13 protein-coding genes are annotated in these 16,849 nt (G+C 71.4%); 9 read left to right on the top strand and 4 right to left on the bottom strand.

The window, feature by feature from the left end; genetic code table 11:
* Window positions 1-223: 223 nt before the first annotated feature.
* Window positions 224-1,705, top strand: coding sequence for an alanine/glycine:cation symporter family protein (locus tag ACQ3I4_RS05580; protein WP_329861579.1), 1,482 nt, complete (start codon window positions 224-226; stop codon window positions 1,703-1,705).
* A gap of 58 nt (window positions 1,706-1,763) precedes the next feature.
* Here ACQ3I4_RS05580 and ACQ3I4_RS05575 read toward each other — a convergent pair whose 3' ends face one another.
* Window positions 1,764-2,366: a response regulator transcription factor gene (locus ACQ3I4_RS05575; RefSeq protein ID WP_329861580.1), complete on the bottom strand. Its 603-nt coding sequence runs from the start codon at window positions 2,364-2,366 to the stop codon at window positions 1,764-1,766.
* Entirely contained in the window at window positions 2,363-3,625 is a 1,263-nt protein-coding gene (locus ACQ3I4_RS05570) for a sensor histidine kinase (protein ID WP_430633033.1), read from the bottom strand. The genes ACQ3I4_RS05575 and ACQ3I4_RS05570 overlap by 4 nt, the downstream gene beginning before the upstream one ends.
* A gap of 199 nt (window positions 3,626-3,824) precedes the next feature.
* Here ACQ3I4_RS05570 and ACQ3I4_RS05565 point away from each other — a divergent pair, with 199 nt between their 5' ends.
* The gene (locus ACQ3I4_RS05565; protein WP_430633032.1) at window positions 3,825-4,289 is read left to right on the top strand and encodes a hypothetical protein; all 465 of its coding nucleotides are present in this window, start codon (window positions 3,825-3,827) and stop codon (window positions 4,287-4,289) included.
* 18 nt (window positions 4,290-4,307) lie between these two features.
* Here ACQ3I4_RS05565 and ACQ3I4_RS05560 read toward each other — a convergent pair whose 3' ends face one another.
* Window positions 4,308-5,864, bottom strand: coding sequence for a serine hydrolase domain-containing protein (locus tag ACQ3I4_RS05560; RefSeq protein ID WP_430633031.1), 1,557 nt, complete (start codon window positions 5,862-5,864; stop codon window positions 4,308-4,310).
* Between the two features lie 93 nt (window positions 5,865-5,957).
* Between ACQ3I4_RS05560 and ACQ3I4_RS05555 the strand changes: the two genes are divergently transcribed.
* The 6 genes from ACQ3I4_RS05555 (at window position 5,958) to ACQ3I4_RS05530 (ending at window position 13,432) form a co-directional block, all read left to right on the top strand.
* On the top strand, window positions 5,958-8,120 hold the full coding sequence (locus ACQ3I4_RS05555) for a S9 family peptidase (protein WP_430633030.1): 2,163 nt from the start codon (window positions 5,958-5,960) through the stop codon (window positions 8,118-8,120).
* Between the two features lie 132 nt (window positions 8,121-8,252).
* Entirely contained in the window at window positions 8,253-8,717 is a 465-nt protein-coding gene (gene paaI, locus ACQ3I4_RS05550) for a hydroxyphenylacetyl-CoA thioesterase PaaI (RefSeq protein ID WP_329861586.1), read from the top strand.
* A 113-nt stretch (window positions 8,718-8,830) separates the two neighbouring features.
* Window positions 8,831-10,150, top strand: a complete 1,320-nt coding sequence (locus ACQ3I4_RS05545; protein ID WP_329861588.1) for a phenylacetate--CoA ligase family protein — start codon at window positions 8,831-8,833, stop codon at window positions 10,148-10,150.
* 28 nt (window positions 10,151-10,178) lie between these two features.
* Complete coding sequence (locus ACQ3I4_RS05540) at window positions 10,179-10,793, top strand: TetR/AcrR family transcriptional regulator (protein WP_430633029.1); 615 nt, start codon at window positions 10,179-10,181, stop codon at window positions 10,791-10,793.
* A gap of 45 nt (window positions 10,794-10,838) precedes the next feature.
* Window positions 10,839-11,531: a nicotinamide mononucleotide transporter gene (locus ACQ3I4_RS05535; protein ID WP_430633028.1), complete on the top strand. Its 693-nt coding sequence runs from the start codon at window positions 10,839-10,841 to the stop codon at window positions 11,529-11,531.
* A 224-nt stretch (window positions 11,532-11,755) separates the two neighbouring features.
* Window positions 11,756-13,432 carry a thiamine pyrophosphate-dependent enzyme gene (locus tag ACQ3I4_RS05530; protein ID WP_430633027.1) on the top strand — a complete coding sequence of 559 codons (1,677 nt, stop codon included), beginning with the start codon at window positions 11,756-11,758 and terminating at the stop codon, window positions 13,430-13,432.
* 97 nt (window positions 13,433-13,529) lie between these two features.
* On the opposite strand, the gene paaZ is transcribed toward ACQ3I4_RS05530, so the two are convergent.
* A complete protein-coding gene (paaZ, locus tag ACQ3I4_RS05525) occupies window positions 13,530-15,665 on the bottom strand; it encodes a phenylacetic acid degradation bifunctional protein PaaZ (RefSeq protein ID WP_430633026.1) in 2,136 nt (711 codons plus the stop codon).
* A gap of 220 nt (window positions 15,666-15,885) precedes the next feature.
* On the opposite strand from paaZ, the gene ACQ3I4_RS05520 reads away from it, so the two are divergent.
* Complete coding sequence (locus tag ACQ3I4_RS05520; protein ID WP_430633025.1) at window positions 15,886-16,818, top strand: serine protein kinase RIO; 933 nt, start codon at window positions 15,886-15,888, stop codon at window positions 16,816-16,818.
* Window positions 16,819-16,849: the final 31 nt, after the last annotated feature.

Here is a 16,849-nt window from a genome sequence, read left to right as displayed (position 1 = left end):
TGCTGCTGGCGGCGCTCCACGCGCCCCACGACGGCCGCCCTGCCCGCAGTCCTGAAGAGTCCCATGGCTTGTCCCCTCGCCTGATCGACGACCGGCGCCCGTCCCCCTCCTGGCCGGATGAGTCAACCGTAGACCCGGCCCGGGGCCGAGTCCATGGCCCGGGACATTCCCGCGCGCGGCGCATCCGTGGCCCGCAACACGGCCGTGGGGTACGCTCCACCGCATGGAATTGTTCGAGAACGAAGCCCTGGAAACCTGGCTCGCAGACAGCGGCGACGCGCTGTGGACCTACGTCATGATCCCGGTGATCCTCGCCGTCGGACTGTCCTTCACCGTCAGGACCGGAGTCGTGCAGTTCCGCATGATCCCCAACATGCTCAAGACGCTCACCGACAAGGCCCTCGTCGACGAGGACGGCAACAAGAAATCGATCTCCGCATTCCAGGCCTTCACGGTCTCGGCGGCGTCCCGCGTCGGCGTCGGCAACGTGGCCGGTGTCGCCACGGCCATCGCCGTCGGCGGACCCGGCGCGGTGTTCTGGATGTGGACCATGGCCTTCATCGGCGGCGCTTCGAGCTTCATCGAGTCGACCCTCGGCCAGCTCTACAAAGTCCGGACAAAGGACGGATACCGCGGCGGACCCGCCTACTACATGGAGCGCGGCCTCAAGGCCCGCTGGATGGGCATCCTCTTCGCCATCATCCTCATCGTCTGCTTCCCGTTCGCCTTCAGCTCGCTGCAGGCCAATACGATCGCGCAGTCCGTCTCCGGCGCCATGGGCCAGGAGGCCAACGCCTCGATCGCGATCGTCGTCGGCCTCGCACTGGCCGTGTTGACGGCCCTCGTGGTCTTCGGAGGCATCCGCCGCATCGCGACCGTCACCGAATCCCTGGTTCCCTCAATGGCCGTCCTGTACATCCTCCTGGGCCTCGTGATCGTCGGCGTCAACGTCCAAGAGCTGCCCCGTGTCGTCGGCCTGATCTTCACCGAGGCCTTCAACTTCCAGTCGGCCATCGGCGGCGGGCTCGGAACGGTCATCCTCCAGGGCATCAAGCGCGGCATGTTCTCCAACGAGGCCGGTCTCGGCTCCGCGCCGAACGCAGGCGCGACCGCCTCGGTGACCCACCCGGTCAAGCAGGGACTGGTCCAGACCCTCGGCGTCTACTTCGACACCTTCATCGTCTGCTCCGTTACCGCGTTCATCATCCTGGTCTCCGTCCCCGATCCGGTCGGGGAATCACGGGGCATCGCCCTGACACAGACCGCCGTCACCTCCTCGCTCGGAAACTGGGCTTCCATCCTCCTCGCGGTCATCATCTTCCTGCTCGCCTTCAGTTCCATCATCGGCAACTACTACTACGGCGAATCGAACGTGGGCTTCATGACGGACAATCCGACCGTCATGGGCGTCTACCGGTCACTGGCCACGGCCGCCGTGTTCATCGGATCGATCGCCACCGTCAATGCGATCTGGAACTTTGCCGACGGCATCATGGGCCTCATGGCGCTCGTGAACCTCATCGCCATCTCACTGCTCGCGAAACCGGCCCTGAAGCTGCTCAAGCACTATATGGCCCAGTACCGGGACGGGAAGGACCCCGTCTTCGTCGCGAGCGACCTGCCGGAACTGCACGGCGTCGAGTGCTGGGAACGCGAGGACGTCACGACCCACGCAGTCCCCATCGTCAAGCCGCGGCGCGGCTAGCGCCTGCTCCGCCGTTCCGCCAGCAGGCCCCGTCCCCTGCCGGAACCGGGCAGCTCCGCTAGATCCACCCCTGCTCCCACGCCTGTTCCACGGCCTCCTGCCGCGTGGCCGCGCCGAGCTTGGACATGGCCGAGGAGACGTGGTTCCGCACCGTCCCGGCCGCGAGGTGCAGGCGGCCCGAGACCTCCTGCACGGTCCCTCCACGGCGGACCTCCCGCAGCACGTCCAGCTCGCGGGCCGTGAGCGGGCAGGCCTCGCCCGAGAGCGCGCTCGCGGCGATGTCCGGGTCCACGTAGCGGCGGCCCGCCGCGACGTCGCGGATGACGACGGCGAGGCGCCCGGCCGGCGTCGACTTGGGGACGAAGCCGGAGACCCTGCTCGCGAGCGCCCGGCGCAACACGCCGGGTCGGGCGTGGCGCGTGACGATCACGGTGCGCGTCGCGACGCTCCGGGCGATCTCCTCCGCGGCGTAGATCCCGTCCGTCGGCGGCATCTCCAGGTCCAGCACGCACACGTCGGGGCGGAGCTCGCGGGCCAGCCGGACGGCATCGGCCCCGTTGTCCGTGCTCGCGACGACCTCGATGTCCTCCTCGAGCCCCAGGAGCGCTTCGAGCGCGCCGCGGATCAGGTGCTCGTCGTCGGCGAGGAGGATCCGGATCATGCCGCCTCCTCCCCGCCCGCCGGGCCGGCCGGGAGGAGGGCCCGGACGGTGAACGACCCGCCGTCGGCCGCGGCCTCGAACCGGCCGCCGCGCTCCTCGAAGCGCCGCGCGAGCCCGCTCAGCCCGGTCCCCGGCGCCGCACTCGGCGGGTCCGCGTCCGACGGCGCGGGCCGGGCGACGCCGTCGTTCGCGATCTCGAGGAGCCAGCCGCCCGCTTCCGGACGCAGCGCGATGGAGGCCCGGGAGGCGTCGGCGTGGCGGAGGATGTTGGTCGTGGCCTCGCGCACCACGAGCCCGAGCAGCTTCTGCTCGGCCGTACCGAGACCCCGCGACTCGACCCAGTCCGCGCACCGGATCCCGGCGGCCGCGAGCACGTCGGCGGCGTTGCGCACCTCGTCGGCGAAGCTGATCTGCCGGTAGCCGTAGACGAGGGCGCGCGTGTCCTCGAGCGCCGTGCGGGCGAGTCCCTGGGCCTGCTCGATCTGCTGCCGCGCCTCGTCCGGCCGCGTCGGGAGCAGTCGCGCGGCGAGCTCCGTCTTCAGCGCGATGACCTGCAGGTGGTGGCCCTGGATGTCGTGCAGGTCCGCGGCGAAGCGCAGCCGCTCGCGCGCCACGGCGAGCTGGGAGGACTCGTGGCGGCTGGCCTCGAGCCGGACCACGACCTGCCACCACCAGACGCTGCCGATGACCATGAGCGGGACGAACAGGGCGTAGACGCCCATCATGACGAGCGAGCGGTCCTCCGGAAGCCGGACGGCCGCCGGCCCCGCCACGAGCCCCGCCAATGGCGCGTGGACCACGAGCAGCCCGAGGCCGACGACGAGGAGCAGGTACCGGGCGCGGGGCGCGAGCAGCGCGGCCGCGCAGCAGCAGGCGAGCCACCAGGGGATCGCCGCGAAGAGCGCGAGCGGCGCGTGGAACAGCCCCAGGATCCAGAGGGCGGCCGGCGGCAGGAAGAGCGCCGCGACGGGCCACGAGCCGGGCAGCCCCTGGCCGAGGCCCGCCCGCAGGAACCAGCAGAAGCGGACCGTGGTGAGCGTCGAGAGGATCAGCAGGACGGCGGCGGCCCAGACGGGCCCGTCGCCGGAGGCGCCCGCGGCATCCGCTCCGAGGAGCGCCAGAAGCGTGAGGGAGTTCGCGACGGCCACGAGGAACACGATCGAGACGAGCGTGTAGATCCACGTCGCCCGCACGCCGCGGACCGGTTCCGAGGCGGGATGCCCGGCGGCGGCCGGCGCGGTGTCCTTGAGCGCGTTCATGCCCTCCAGCCTAGGACCATGACGGTTGTCATGCCCGGGCCGTGACGGCACCCCCGACGGGCGGTGACTCGCGGGCACTGGCCGCGGCGGGTCGGCGCTTGGGAGGCTGGAAGCACCAGCCCGGGCCGCACGGCCCGCCCCGCCGGCGCCGAGCCGGCGCCGCCCGCTCCAGGCCTGACGGCCGTGAAAGGAACCCCCGATGATCGAATGGCTCCAGACCCTCGCCGACGGCACCTCCCCGGCCCTGCAGTGGCTCGTGATCATGTTCGCCGGCGCCATCCCGTTCGTCGAGTCCTACTTCGGCTCCGTCCTTGGTGTGCTGGCCGGCGTCTCCGTCCCGCTCGCGATCGCCGCCGCGGTGGTCGGCAACTGGCTCTCGATGTTCCTGCTCGTGGCCTTCGGCGACAAGATCAACGCGCGCCGCAAGCCCAAGGAGCCCACGCGGCGCCAGGAGCGGTTCCGGGCGATGTTCAACAAGTACGGCGTGGCGGGCGTGAGCCTGCTCGGCCAGACGATCCTGCCGAGCCAGGTCACCTCGCTCGCCATGGTCGCCCTCGGCACGCCGCGCCAGGCCGTCGTCTTCTGGCAGACCATCTCGATCATCCTGTGGGGCACCGCGTTCGGCCTGCTCGCCGCGGGCGGCGTGAACCTGATGCAGGGCTGACGCGGGCCGGGAGGGCGCTCAGCCGCCGGGCGCCGGGACCGGGGCGGTGATCCGCTCCGGCAGCCGGTAGTCGGCCTGCCGCACCATGCGCAGCCCGCCGGGCCCGCGCATGGCGGAGGCGCCCGCGGAGTCGAACTCGAAGGACAGCTCCTCGCCGTACCCTCCGAAGCCGTTGGGGTCCTGCGAGCGCAGCGTCGAGCCGTCGACGAACTCGAGCGGCAGGATGTGCTCCGGGTCCAGCAGCGCGGCGAGCGGCAGCGCGTAGAGCCGGCCGCCCAGCAGGACGACGTCCTGCACGCCCCACAGCCCCGCGAAGCGGCCCGTGAACCTCTCCAGCGCCTCGGCGGGGACGTCGGAGTACGACGCCGGGGCCTCCTTGAGCGCGAGCGCCGCCAGGGCGAACACCGCCTCGCCCCACGGAGCGGCCGGCCCGTCGACGGCGTTGGCCAGGACGCTGAGAACGATCCCGGTTCCCGGGCACGCCCACGTGCGCGTGATGTGGCCGGGGTAGCCGCCGCTGTGGCCGAAGGTCGGCGTGCCGTGGACGTCCTGGAGGATCAGCCCCAGCCCGTAGCCGCGGCCGGGCAGCCCCGAGTCCTCGACGCGGCGGCGCATTCGCCGCTTCGAGCGTTCGGAGAGCAGGGGACGCCGACCCGGGCCGGCGTCCGGGCCGGCGCCAGCGGCTCCCGCCGTTTCCACGCCTCCGGAGCCCTCCGCGGCGGGGTCCGACGCAGGCAGGAGCGCGGAGAAGAAGCGGACGAGGTCCGCGGCGGTCGAGTAGAAGCCGGTGGCCGCGTCGAGCGCGCCCGTGTCGACGTGGTCCACGGGCACGCGCTGCCCGAGCGCGTAGGGCTCGCCGGCCGCGGCGAGCGAGGCGTATCCCGTGGCGAGGCCGCCGTGGTCCGGTCCGCGCGCGGAGCGTGGATCCAGGTCCGGCCCGGTGTCGGCGAGTCCGAGTCGGTCCACGATGTGCTCGCGGACGTAGGAGCGGTAGTCCGTGCCGGAGGCGGCGGCGATGGCGAGCCCCAGGAGCCCGTAGCCGATGTTGGTGTACTTGAAGTGCTCGTACTCCCCCGCGATCCGCCCCGCCGCCGCGGCCGCGACGAGCGCGGCCCGGTCCGGGAAGGCGCGGTGCAGTTGCCAGAAGTCTGCGTCCGCGCCGTCGCGGACGATCCCCGTGGAGTGGGAGAGCAGGTCCCCGAGCAGGAGCCCGCCCGCGTCCGTCCCGGCGAGCTCCGGCACGTGCTCCGCGACGGCGTCGTCGAGCCGGAGGGCCCCGGCCTCGACGAGCTGCAGGACGGCGACGGCCGTGAAGGTCTTCGAGTGGGAGGCCACGCGGAAGAGGTGGCCGGTCTCGAGCGGGATGCGGCCGGCCAGGTCGGCGAAGCCCACGGCGAAGCCGCCCAGCGGCTCGCCGTCGAGCGCGGCGGCCACCTGGACGCCGGGTTGGCGCGCCCAGGCGCGCTGGAACCCGAGGTAGCGGGGCGCGTAGTCCAGGACCGAGCGCCAGGCCCCGGCGATGGTCTGCGTGGCGCCGGCGCCCGGGCCGGCGGGGGAACGGGACGCGGAAGACATGCGCCCATCCTCGCACTTCCGGGCGGCGGCACGCGGACACGCTCCGGGCGAACAGGCCGCGCGCGCCGGCCGGCATGGAGTTCAATGGGTGGCATGAGCGAATCCAGTGCAGTGCCGCAGCCGCCCGTGGCCCGGAAGGCCCCCGTCGAGCGGACCCACCACGGCGAGACCTTCGTGGACGACTACGAGTGGCTCCGCGAGAAGGAATCCCCGGAGGTCGTCGAGCACCTCAAGGCCGAGCACGCCTACATGGAGGCCGTCACGGCCCACCAGCAGGATCTGCGCAACGCCGTGTTCAACGAGATCAAGGAGCGCACGGAGGAGACCGACCTCTCCGTTCCGGCCCGGAAGCGCGGCTGGTGGTACTTCACGCGCACGGAGGAGGGCAGGCAGTACACGGTCCAGTGCCGGGTCGCCGCCGCCGACTCGGGCGACCCCGTGGCCGACTGGACGCCGCCAGTCGTCGAACCGGGCGTCCCGTTCGAGGGCGAGCAGGTCCTCCTGGACGGCAACGCGGAGGCCGAGGGCAAGCCGTTCTTCTCCCTCGGCGGCCTCGCCGTGACCGAGGACGGGACCCTGCTGGCCTACGCGCAGGACAACGCCGGCGACGAGCGCTTCACCCTGCGCTTCAAGGACCTGGACAGCGGGGAGCTCCTCGCCGACGAGATCGAGAACGTCTTCTACGGGCTCGCCTTCTCCCCCGACGGGACGCGGATCTACTACACCGTGGTGGACGACTCCTGGCGCCCCCACCAGGTCAAGGTCCACGTCCTCGGCACGCCCGCCGAACAGGACGAGGTGGTGTTCCAGGAGGACGACCCGGGAATGTGGACGGGGTTCGACCTCGCTCCGGACCGCCGCGAGCTGCTCATCTCGGTCGGGAACTCCGAGTACTCGGAGACGCACTCGCTCGACCTCGTGGACCCGCAGTCCGCGCCCCGGCTCCTGCTCTCCCGCGACGAGCGGATCCTGCACGGGATGGACCCGCTCGACACCCCGGACGGGCGTGCCTACCTCCTCACGCACAACCGCGACGCCGTGAACAACATGGTCTCGCTCGTCCCCTCGGCGGAGTTCGCCAAGCCGCTCGCCGAGCAGGAATGGGCGACCGTGCTGCCCCACCGCGACGACGTCAAGGTGGAGGGAACCGCCGTGACGCGCACGCACGTCGTGGTCTCCGTCCGGCAGGACACGACCGAGCGCGTCCTCGTGCTCCCGGCCGCCGGGCTCGGCACGACCGGGCAGGGACCGGCCGCGGAGCCGTCCTTCGACGAAGAGCTCTACACGTGCTCGCTCGCCAACGCCGAGTACGATTCCCCGCTCATCCGCCTGTCCTACACGAGCTACCTCGTCCCGCCGCGCGTCTACGACTACGCGCTGGCCGACGGGACGCTGACCCTGCGCAAGGAGACCCCCGTCAAGGGCGGCTACGATCCCTCCGCCTACGTCGCCGAGCGCGACTGGGCCGTTGCGGCCGACGGCACGCGGATCCCGGTCAGCATCGTGCGGCGGGCCGGGGTGGAAGCGGACGGCACCAACCCGGCGCTCGTCTACGGCTACGGCAGCTACGAGATCAGCATGGACCCCGCCTTCGCGATCCCGCGCCTGAGCCTGCTGGACCGCGGCGTCGTGTTCGTCGTCGCGCACGTCCGGGGCGGCGGCGAGCTCGGCCGGCCGTGGTACGAGGACGGCAAGAAGCTCGCCAAGAAGAACACCTTCACCGACTTCATCGCCGTCACGGAACACGTCGTCGCCCGCGGCTGGGCCGATCCGCGGCGCGTCGCCGCCATGGGCGGCTCGGCGGGCGGACTGCTCATGGGCGCGGTTGTGAACCTGGCCCCGCACCTCTACCGGGCCGTCGTGGCCCAGGTGCCGTTCGTGGACGCGCTGACCACCATCCTCGACCCGGAGCTGCCGCTGTCCGCCCTCGAGTGGGAGGAATGGGGCAACCCCATCACCGACCCGGACGTCTACGCGTACATGAAGTCCTACACGCCGTACGAGAACATCGCGTCCGTCCCCTACCCGCGGATCGCCGCCGTCACGAGCTTCAACGACACCCGCGTGCTCTACGTGGAACCGGCCAAGTGGGTGCAGCGGCTGCGCGAGGAGACCACGGGAAGCGAGCCCGTGGTGCTGAAGATCGAGATGGACGGGGGGCACGGCGGGGCCTCCGGCCGCTACGAGGGCTGGAAGGACCGGGCCTGGGACTACGCGTTCGTCCTCGACGCGCTCGGGGCCGTCGAGCGGATCTGAGCACGGCACACGCCGCCTGAACGGGCCCGGACGCGCGCGTCCGGGCCCCTTCACGTAGCCACCGCGACTTGACTTGGATCACCTTTCGGGATTACCTAATGATCGTTCGGTAATTATTGATCGGAGGCCCGGATGACCGGAACACACGCTGATTCCACGCTCCAGGAGGAGTCCGCCGGCACCGCCGCGGTCCACCCGATCCTCGAGAACGACCACGCCTCCGAATGGATGGGCATCGAGGTGCTCCGCGTCGCCGACGGGCACGCCACCATCACGATGACCCTGCGCCGCGAGATGCTCAACGGCTTCGGCATCGCCCACGGCGGCATGGTCTTCGCGTTCGCCGACACCGCGTTCGCGCTGGCCTGCAACCCCCACACCGGCTCGGAGGACACCATCACCGTCGCCTCCGGCGTGGACATCAACTTCCTCAAGCCGGGCATCCCCGGCCGGACCCTCACGGCCGTCGCCGACCGCCGCGCCGCCGCCGGCCGCAGCGGGATCTACGACATCAGCATCCTGCAGTCCGTTCCGGGAGGCGACGACGAGCTCATCGCCGAGTTCCGCGGCCGTTCCCGGACCGTCCCCAAGCGCTAGGCCGGGGCCACCAGCACCCCGGCACCGGGTGGCGCCCGAGGAGGACCAGCCTCCGGCGTCGCACTCCCCCGGACCCACCACACCACCCGCCACAGCACGCAAAGGCCCCCGCGATGACGCAGACCGTCCCCGAGACCGAGCTTCCCAATCCCCTGGATCCGGAAGAGACCATGAGCCGCGATCAGATCGAGTCGATCCAGCTCGCGCGGCTGCAGGAGACCCTCGCCTACGCCTACGACCGCGTCCCTCTCTACCGGGAGAAGTATGACGCCGCCGGGGTCCACCCCTCCGACCTCAAGGAGCTCGCCGACCTCGCCCTGTTCCCCTTCACCGAGAAGGAGGACCTGCGCCGGACCTACCCGTTCGGCATGTTCGCCGTGCCCCAGCACGAGGTCGCCCGCATCCACGCCTCCTCCGGCACCACGGGCCGCGCGACCGTCGTCGGATACACGCGCTCCGACCTCGACGACTGGGCCAAGCTCGGCGCCCGCTGCCTGCGCCTCTCCGGGGTCAAGCCCGGCTGGAAGGTCCACAACGCCTACGGCTACGGGCTGTTCACCGGCGGCCTCGGCGCCCACGCGGCCGCCGAACGCCTCGGCGCCACCGTGATCCCCATGTCCGGGGGCCAGACGGAGAAGCAGATCACCCTGATCCAGGACTTCGCGCCCGACGCGATCCTGTGCACGCCGACCTACCTGCTCACGATCGGCGACGCCATGCAGCGCGCCGGGATCGACCCCCGCTCGACCTCCCTCAAGACCGCCGTGCTCGGCGCCGAGCCGTGGACCGAGGAGATGCGCCACGAGCTCGAGGTCATGTTCGACCTCGACGCGTGCGACATCTACGGACTGAGCGAGGTCATGGGCCCCGGCGTCGCCGGCGAGTCGAACCAGACCAAGGACGGCAGCCACATCTGGGAGGACCACTTCCGCCCCGAGATCATCGACGCGTTCGACGAGTCCAAGGTCCTCGGCGACGGCGAGCACGGCGAGCTCGTGTTCACCTCGCTGACCAAGAAGGCGCTGCCCATCATCCGCTACCGGACGCACGACCTCACGCGGCTGCTCCCCGGCACCGCCCGCGCCGGGCACCGCCGCATGGGCCGCATCACGGGCCGCAGCGACGACATGATCATCCTGCGCGGCGTGAACCTCTTCCCGACCCAGATCGAGGAGCTCGCGCTCAAGGTCGACGGGCTCTCGCCGCACTTCCAGCTCGAGATCACCCGGCCGAACCGCATGGACGAGCTCGCGGTGAAGATCGAGCGCCGCGACGACTGCACGTCCGAGCGGGCCGGCGAGGCCGCCCGGGAGCTGCAGAAGCTCATCAAGATCCACGTCGGCTCGAGCTGCCGGATCGACGTCGTGGACCCCGAATCGCTCCCGCGCTCCGTGGGCAAGCTCAAGCGCATCTACGACCTGCGCGACAAGTAGCCCGGCGGTTCGTGGAAGAATCGACGCCATGCCCCGATCCCTTGAGCAGCCCGCCGCGAAACGCGGTCGGCCCGGCTACGACCAGGACTCCGTCCTGAACGTCGCCGTCCAGGTCTTCAACAAGTACGGCTACGACGCCACCTCGATGGGCACGCTCGCGGACAACCTGGGGATCTCGAAGTCGGCGATCTACCACCACGTGCCGTCCAAGGGCGAGCTCCTGCGGCTCGCCCTGGACCAGGCCCTCGTTCCCCTCGAGGCGATCGGCGAGGACGAGCGCGCGCTGACCGGCACGGCCGAGGAGCGGCTCGAGTTCATCCTGCGCTCCACGATCCGCGTGCTGATCGAGCGCCGTCCGTTCGTGACCCTGCTGCTGCGCCTGCGCGGCAACACCGAGATCGAGCGCACGGCGCTCGATCGGCGCCGCGCGGTGGACCGCCAGGTCGCCGAGCTCGTGGTGAAGGCCCAGGAGGAGGGATCGCTGCGCCGGGACATCGACCCGCGGACGATCTCCCGCTTGTTGTTCGGCACCATCAACTCCGTCGTGGAGTGGTACCGGCCCGACGGCCCCGTCACGGCCGCGGAGGTGGAGGAGAACGCGATCCGGATGATGCTGGACGGCGTTCACAGCCGCAACCGGTAGGATCGTTCCGCCCCTTTCCCCGCTCCCCAAGGCAGTCGGTTTTCCGTGGATCAGCTCTTCTTCGACCTCTTCGGGCAGGTGCCCGGCACCAGCACCGCCATGATCGTGTCCCTCTCCGCCCTGAGCACCGTGCTCTCCGGGCTGGCGCTCGTGCTGCTCGCCGTCCGCAGCGACCTGGGCTGGTGGGCGAAGGTCCTGTCCGTCTTCGCCGGCCCCCTGACCATCGCCCTGCTCTACACCTACGCGGACCTCGTCCACGCGCTGCCGCTCATGGCCGTCGCCGCCTACGGCCTGTGGCGTTTCTCCAAGTATCCGACGGCGGGCCGCTTCGGCCGCGACGTCCGCGTCCGGGGTGCGTCCGCGCGCGCCGTCGCGTGGGGCGTCGCGCTGGTCCTGGCGTTCACTGCACTGGGCCTGGGGCAGATGCTCACGAGCGGGCTCGCGTTCTCCCCCGCCGCGTGGGGGCTGTGGGCCAACGCGGCGCTCGGCGCCGTCGTGACGGCCGGATTCGTCGGCATCGCGCACGGGATCCGTGCCGCGTGGCTCGCCGTGGCGGCCGCCTCGGCCGGATTCATCGCCCTCTTCTTCGCCAACCAGCCCGCCCTGGCCACGCTCGGCGCCCTCGTGCTGCAGCTCTTCGCCGCCCTCTACGGCTGGTGGGCCTGGCGCCCGGCCCCGGCCGAGGCGGCCCCGGCCGCCGCGGACGAGGCCTACCCGCCGAGCCCCTACACCACCTGACCCCCGCCTTTCTGCGCAACAGGATCCACTCAGCTGCCGTCTTGAGCGCGGCTCGCGGGGGACGACGGCGGGGCGTGACGCCGCGCACGTCTGTGAACCCTGCGCGTCACGTGCGACTGCGCGGAAGCGCCCGGCGTCGGGTACCTTGAACGCTGGCGGCACCGTGCGTCCCGGCCCGGTGCGCCCCAGGGATTCGAATTTCAATGGCGAAAGTAGATGACTCCATGACTGACACCGCGACCGCGCCCACCGAGTCCGGCACCGACGCCGGCCTGAAGTCCGCCGGCCACGTCATCGTCGACACCCTCGTGGCCCACGGCGTCAAGCGCAGCTACGTGGTTCCCGGCGAGAGCTACCTCGATGTGCTCGACGGCCTCCACGACTCCCCCATCGACACGATCGTCTGCCGCCACGAGGGCGGCGCCGCCTACATGGCCGAGGCGGACGGCAAGATGAACCAGCTCCCCGGCATCGCGATGGTCACGCGCGGCCCGGGCGCCGCGAACGCCCACGTCGGCCTGCACACGGCCTGGCAGGACTCGACGCCGATGGTGCTGTTCGTGGGCCTGATCCCGTTCGAGCACCGCGAGAAGGAGGCCTTCCAGGAGTTCGATCCGAAGGCCTGGTTCGGCACGGGCGCCAAGCGCGTCATGATCCTGGACCACGCCGAGCGGGCGTCCGAGGTCGTGGCGGAGGCGATGTTCGCGGCGATGTCCGGCCGGCCCGGCCCCGTCGTCGTCGGCCTGCCCGAGGACATCATCAAGCACCGGGTCTCGGCGGAGATCCACCCGCAGATCCCGGTCGCGGCGGGCGGCATGACCGTCACGGACTGGAAGGCGCTCAACGACGCCCTCAAGGAGGCGGACAAGCCGCTGTTCATCTTCGGCGGCAACGACTGGACCACCGAGGGCGCCGCGGAGTTCACGCAGTGGCTCGAGGAGCACGACCTCCCGGCGGCCGCGGAGTGGCGTTGCGAGGGCACCGTCCCCTTCGATTCGCCGTCCTACGTGGGCCCGATCGGCTACGGCCGCCCGAAGCCCACCTACGACCTGCTCGAGGAGACGGACCTGCTCGTGTTCGTCGGCACGGTCCCCGGCGACGTCATCACGGACGGCTTCAACATCCGGCAGAACTGGGAGAAGAAGAACTTCCTGGTCACGATCGACCCCTCGCTGCGCGGCCGCTCGGGCCCGGTGTCCTACCAGATCGTCGCCAAGCCGGACGTGTTCGTCCGCGACCTGGTGCGCATGGACCTGCCGGTGAAGGACTCGTGGCGCGAGTGGACGGCGCGCATGCGCGGCGAGCAGGAGGCGTTCGCGGCGCTGCCCCCGGCGGCCCCGCAGGGCGGGCAGGCGAAGATGGCGACGCTCATGGCCAACCTCGTACCGACCCTGCCGCGGGACGCAATGGTGACCTTCGGGGCCGGAGAGCACACGAACTGGGCGCACCGCTACTTCCCCACCAACGGCTACGCGACGATGATCAGCGCGCGCAACGGCTCCATGGGCTACTCGATCCCCTCGGCGATCGCGGCCTCGCTGGCCTCCCCGGGCCGCCGCGTGGTCACGATCGCCGGCGACGGCGAGTTCCTCATGAACGGCCAGGAGCTGGCGACGGCCGCGCAGTACGGGGCGACGCCGCTCGTGGTGGTCATGGACAACCAGGAGTACGGGACCATCCGCACGCACCAGGAGCGCGACTACCCCGAGCGCGTGTCCGGCACGCAGCTGAGGAACCCGGACTTCGCGAAGATGGCGGAGGCGTTCGGTGGCTTCGGCATCCGCGTGGAGGCGGACGACGACGTCCCGGCGGCCGTCGACGCCGCCCTGAAGGCGATCGACGAGGACGGCGTGTTCGCGCTCGTCCACCTCATCGTGGAGCAGCGGGTCAAGGCCTACTAGCGCGCCGCCCTCCGGGAGGAGGACGGACGACGGCGGGGCGGCACCTGGTGTGCCGCCCCGCCGTCGTTCCCGGGCCCTTCCGGGCCGGCCTTCCGGGCTACTTCGCCCAGTCCGCGTAGGTCGTGTCTTCCTTCTCGACGAGCGTGAGCACGTCGTAGGTGGCCACGATCTCGCCGTCCTGGTTGTTGATGACGGCGTCCCAGCGGACCTCGCCGTACTCGTCGGTGACGCGCGGGGTGATCTGCTTGGCCGTCAGGGTGACGCGGATGGAGTCCCCGGCCGGGACCGGGGTGATGAAGCGCAGGTTCTCGAGCCCGTAGTTCGCCAGCACGGGTCCCGGCGCCGGCTCGACGAAGAGCCCCGCGGCCCAGGAGACGAGCAGGTAGCCGTGGGCGACGATGCCCGGGAAGAACGGGTTCGCCTCGGCCGCGGCGGCGTCGGTGTGCGCGTAGAAGGTGTCGCCGGTCTCCTGTGCGAAAGCCGTGATGTCCTCGAGCGTCACCTCGCGCAGGCCCGACGCGAAGGCGTCGCCGATCCGCAGCTCGGCGAGGGACTTGCGGAACGGGTGGGTGTTCGAGGCCTCGGCGCCGAACTCCTCCGCCCCGGCCACGATGCGGTCGGCGCCGGCGTGCCACACGCCCGTGAGCGCGGTGAGCATGTTGGGCGAACCCTGCACGGCGGTGCGCTGCATGTGGTGCTTGACGGAGCGGATGCCGCCGAGCTCCTCGCCACCGCCGGCGCGTCCCGGGCCGCCGTGGACCAGGTGCGGCACCGGGGAGCCGTGGCCCGTGGAGGAGCGGGCGGTCTCGCGGTTGAGCACGTGGACGCGGCCGTGGTGGCCGGCGATCCCGACCGTCAGGGCGCGCGCGGCCTCCGGGTCGTTCGTGCAGACGGTCGCCACGAGGGAACCCGCGCCCTTGGCCGCGAGCCGGACGGCGTCGTCCAGGTCGGCGTAGCCGATCACGGAGGTCACCGGGCCGAAGGCCTCGCGGCTGTGCACGGACTCGTTCTCGACGTCGTCCCAGGTCAGGACCAGCGGAGACATGAACGCGCCAGCGTCGACGACCTCTTCCGCTCCGGCGGCCGTGCGGACCACGGGGGCGTCGAGCGTGCCGTAGGCGAGCTCGCCGCCGGCCGCGAGCATCGCCTCGACGGCGCCGCGCACGTCGCGCAACTGCTCGAGCGAGGCCAGCGCGCCCATCGTGACGCCCTCGGCCCGCGGATCGCCGACGACGACGCGCTGGCTGATGCGCGCCCCGATCGCGTCGACGACGGCCTGCTCGAGTCCCGCGGGGACGATCGTGCGGCGGATGGCGGTGCACTTCTGGCCGGCCTTGACCGTCATCTCGGTGACGACCGACTTGATGAAGGCGTCGAACTCCGGAGTGCCCTCGACGGCGTCCGGTCCGAGGATCGCCGCGTTGAGCGAGTCCGTCTCGGCGGTGAAGCGGACGCCGCCGTCGATGACGTTGGGGTGGGACTTGAGCGAATTCGCCGTCGAGGCCGAACCGGTGAAGGAGAGCAGGTCGCGGTAGTCGAGCACGTCCAGCAGCGTGCGGGCGGACCCGGAGATGAGCTGCAGCGATCCGGCCGGCAGCAGGCCGGATTCGACCATGAGCCGCACGACGGCCTCGGTCAGGTAGCCCGTCGGGGTCGCGGGCTTGACGATCGTCGGCACGCCCGCGACGAAGGCCGGGGCGAACTTCTCCAGCATGCCCCAGACGGGGAAGTTGAAGGCGTTGATCTGCGCCGCGACGCCGGGGATGCGGGTGTAGATGTGCCCGCCGAGGAACGACCCGTCGCGGGAGAGCGGCTCCGCGGCGCCGTCGACGATGACGTTCGAGTTGGGCAGCTCGCGGCGGCCCTTGGAGGAGAAGGTGAACAGCACGCCGATGCCGCCGTCGACGTCGATCATCGAGTCGATCTTGGTGGCGCCGGTCTTGTAGGAGATCTCGTAGAGCTCGTCGCGGCGGCCGTTGAGGTACTGGGCGAGCTCCTTGAGGCGCAGGGCGCGCTCGTGCAGGGTGAGCGCCCCGAGCTCGCGCTGGCCGACCGTGCGCGCGTGGTGGACCATGGCGCCGAGGTCGAGTCCGTCGGCGCTCACGGCGGCGAGCCGTTCGCCGGTGTTGGCGTCCAGCACCAGCGCGGCGCCGTCGCCGCTGGCGGGGGTCCACCACGCGTCCTGGACGTAGCTGGGGACAAGTGCTGCGGGCTGCTCGGTCTGGGTGGTCATCGTCGACGCGTCCTCCTGAACGATCGGTCAGTAATCCCGCACAACACTAGCAGGCGCACGCCCGGGCGGACAGCCCCCCGGGCACTCATTGACCAATCCCAATCGCTCGTGGTTCACTGGGACGACACCCGTTGGACCCGAACAGAGGAGGACACGATGAGCGTCTTTGCCGTGCACCACGCCCGCACCGTCCTTCCCCTCACCCGGAGTTCAACCACCCATGAAGATCCCCGCTGACTTCCAGCACCCCGATTCCTTCGAATCCACCCTCCGCACCACCGACAGGACCGCAGACGACGACGGGGCCGCGCCCCGGCGTCGTACCCGCCCGCCCCGGCCCGACCGGAGCGCCGAATGGAACGTCCTCGACGACGCCCTGGGCCCCGACCAGCGCTGGTCCACCTGGCCCGGTCTCGAGAAGCTCATGCGCGGCCCCGCGCCCTACCCGGAGTTCGTCCTCGAGGACGCCGCCGCGATCGACACCGAGCTCGGCGTCCTGAAGACCGGCAAGGAGGCGGACGTGTTCCTGATCGAGCGCGCCACCGCCGAACGCCGCGCCATCCTGGCCGCCAAGCGCTACCGGACCCCGGAACAGCGGCTCTTCCACCGCTCCTCCGCCTACAACGAGGGCCGCTCGGTCAGGCGCTCCCGCGACGCGCGCGCCCTGAAGACCGGCAGCAGCTACGGCCGCCTCGTGGAGGCCGGGCGCTGGGCCTCCTCCGAGTGGAACTACCTGCGGATGGCGTTCGAGGCCGGCGCGCCCGTGCCCTATCCCGTGCAGATCTGCGGCACCGAGATCCTCATGGAGTTCATCGAGGATCCGGAGGTCCCGGGGGCAGCGGCCCCGCGCCTGCAGCAGACCACCCCGGATGCCGCCCGTCTGGCCGGGTACTGGGAGCAGCTGCTCGAGGCCATGCGCGCGTTCGCGCGGCTCGGGTTCGCCCACGGCGACCTCTCCCCCTACAACGTCCTGGCCGCCGGCGACCGGCTCGTGGTGATCGACCTGCCGCAGTTCGTGGACCTGGCCGGGAACACGCAGGGCATGGAGCTGCTCGCCCGGGACTGCCGCACGATGTGCGGCTGGTTCGCCGCGCGCGGACTGGAGCACGATCCCGAGGAGCTGTTCGGCGAGCTCGTCGCCTCCGCCTGGTAGCCGGCTGCGGGCGCGGCACTCCTCGCCGGCA

Origin of the sequence: Zafaria sp. Z1313 (genome assembly GCF_050563205.1) — a bacterium.
In the GTDB taxonomy this organism is placed as follows: Bacteria; Actinomycetota; Actinomycetes; order Actinomycetales; family Micrococcaceae; genus JAZDCJ01.
Note: the sequence above shows the minus strand (reverse complement) of the source record. Positions and strands in the feature narration are given on the sequence as shown.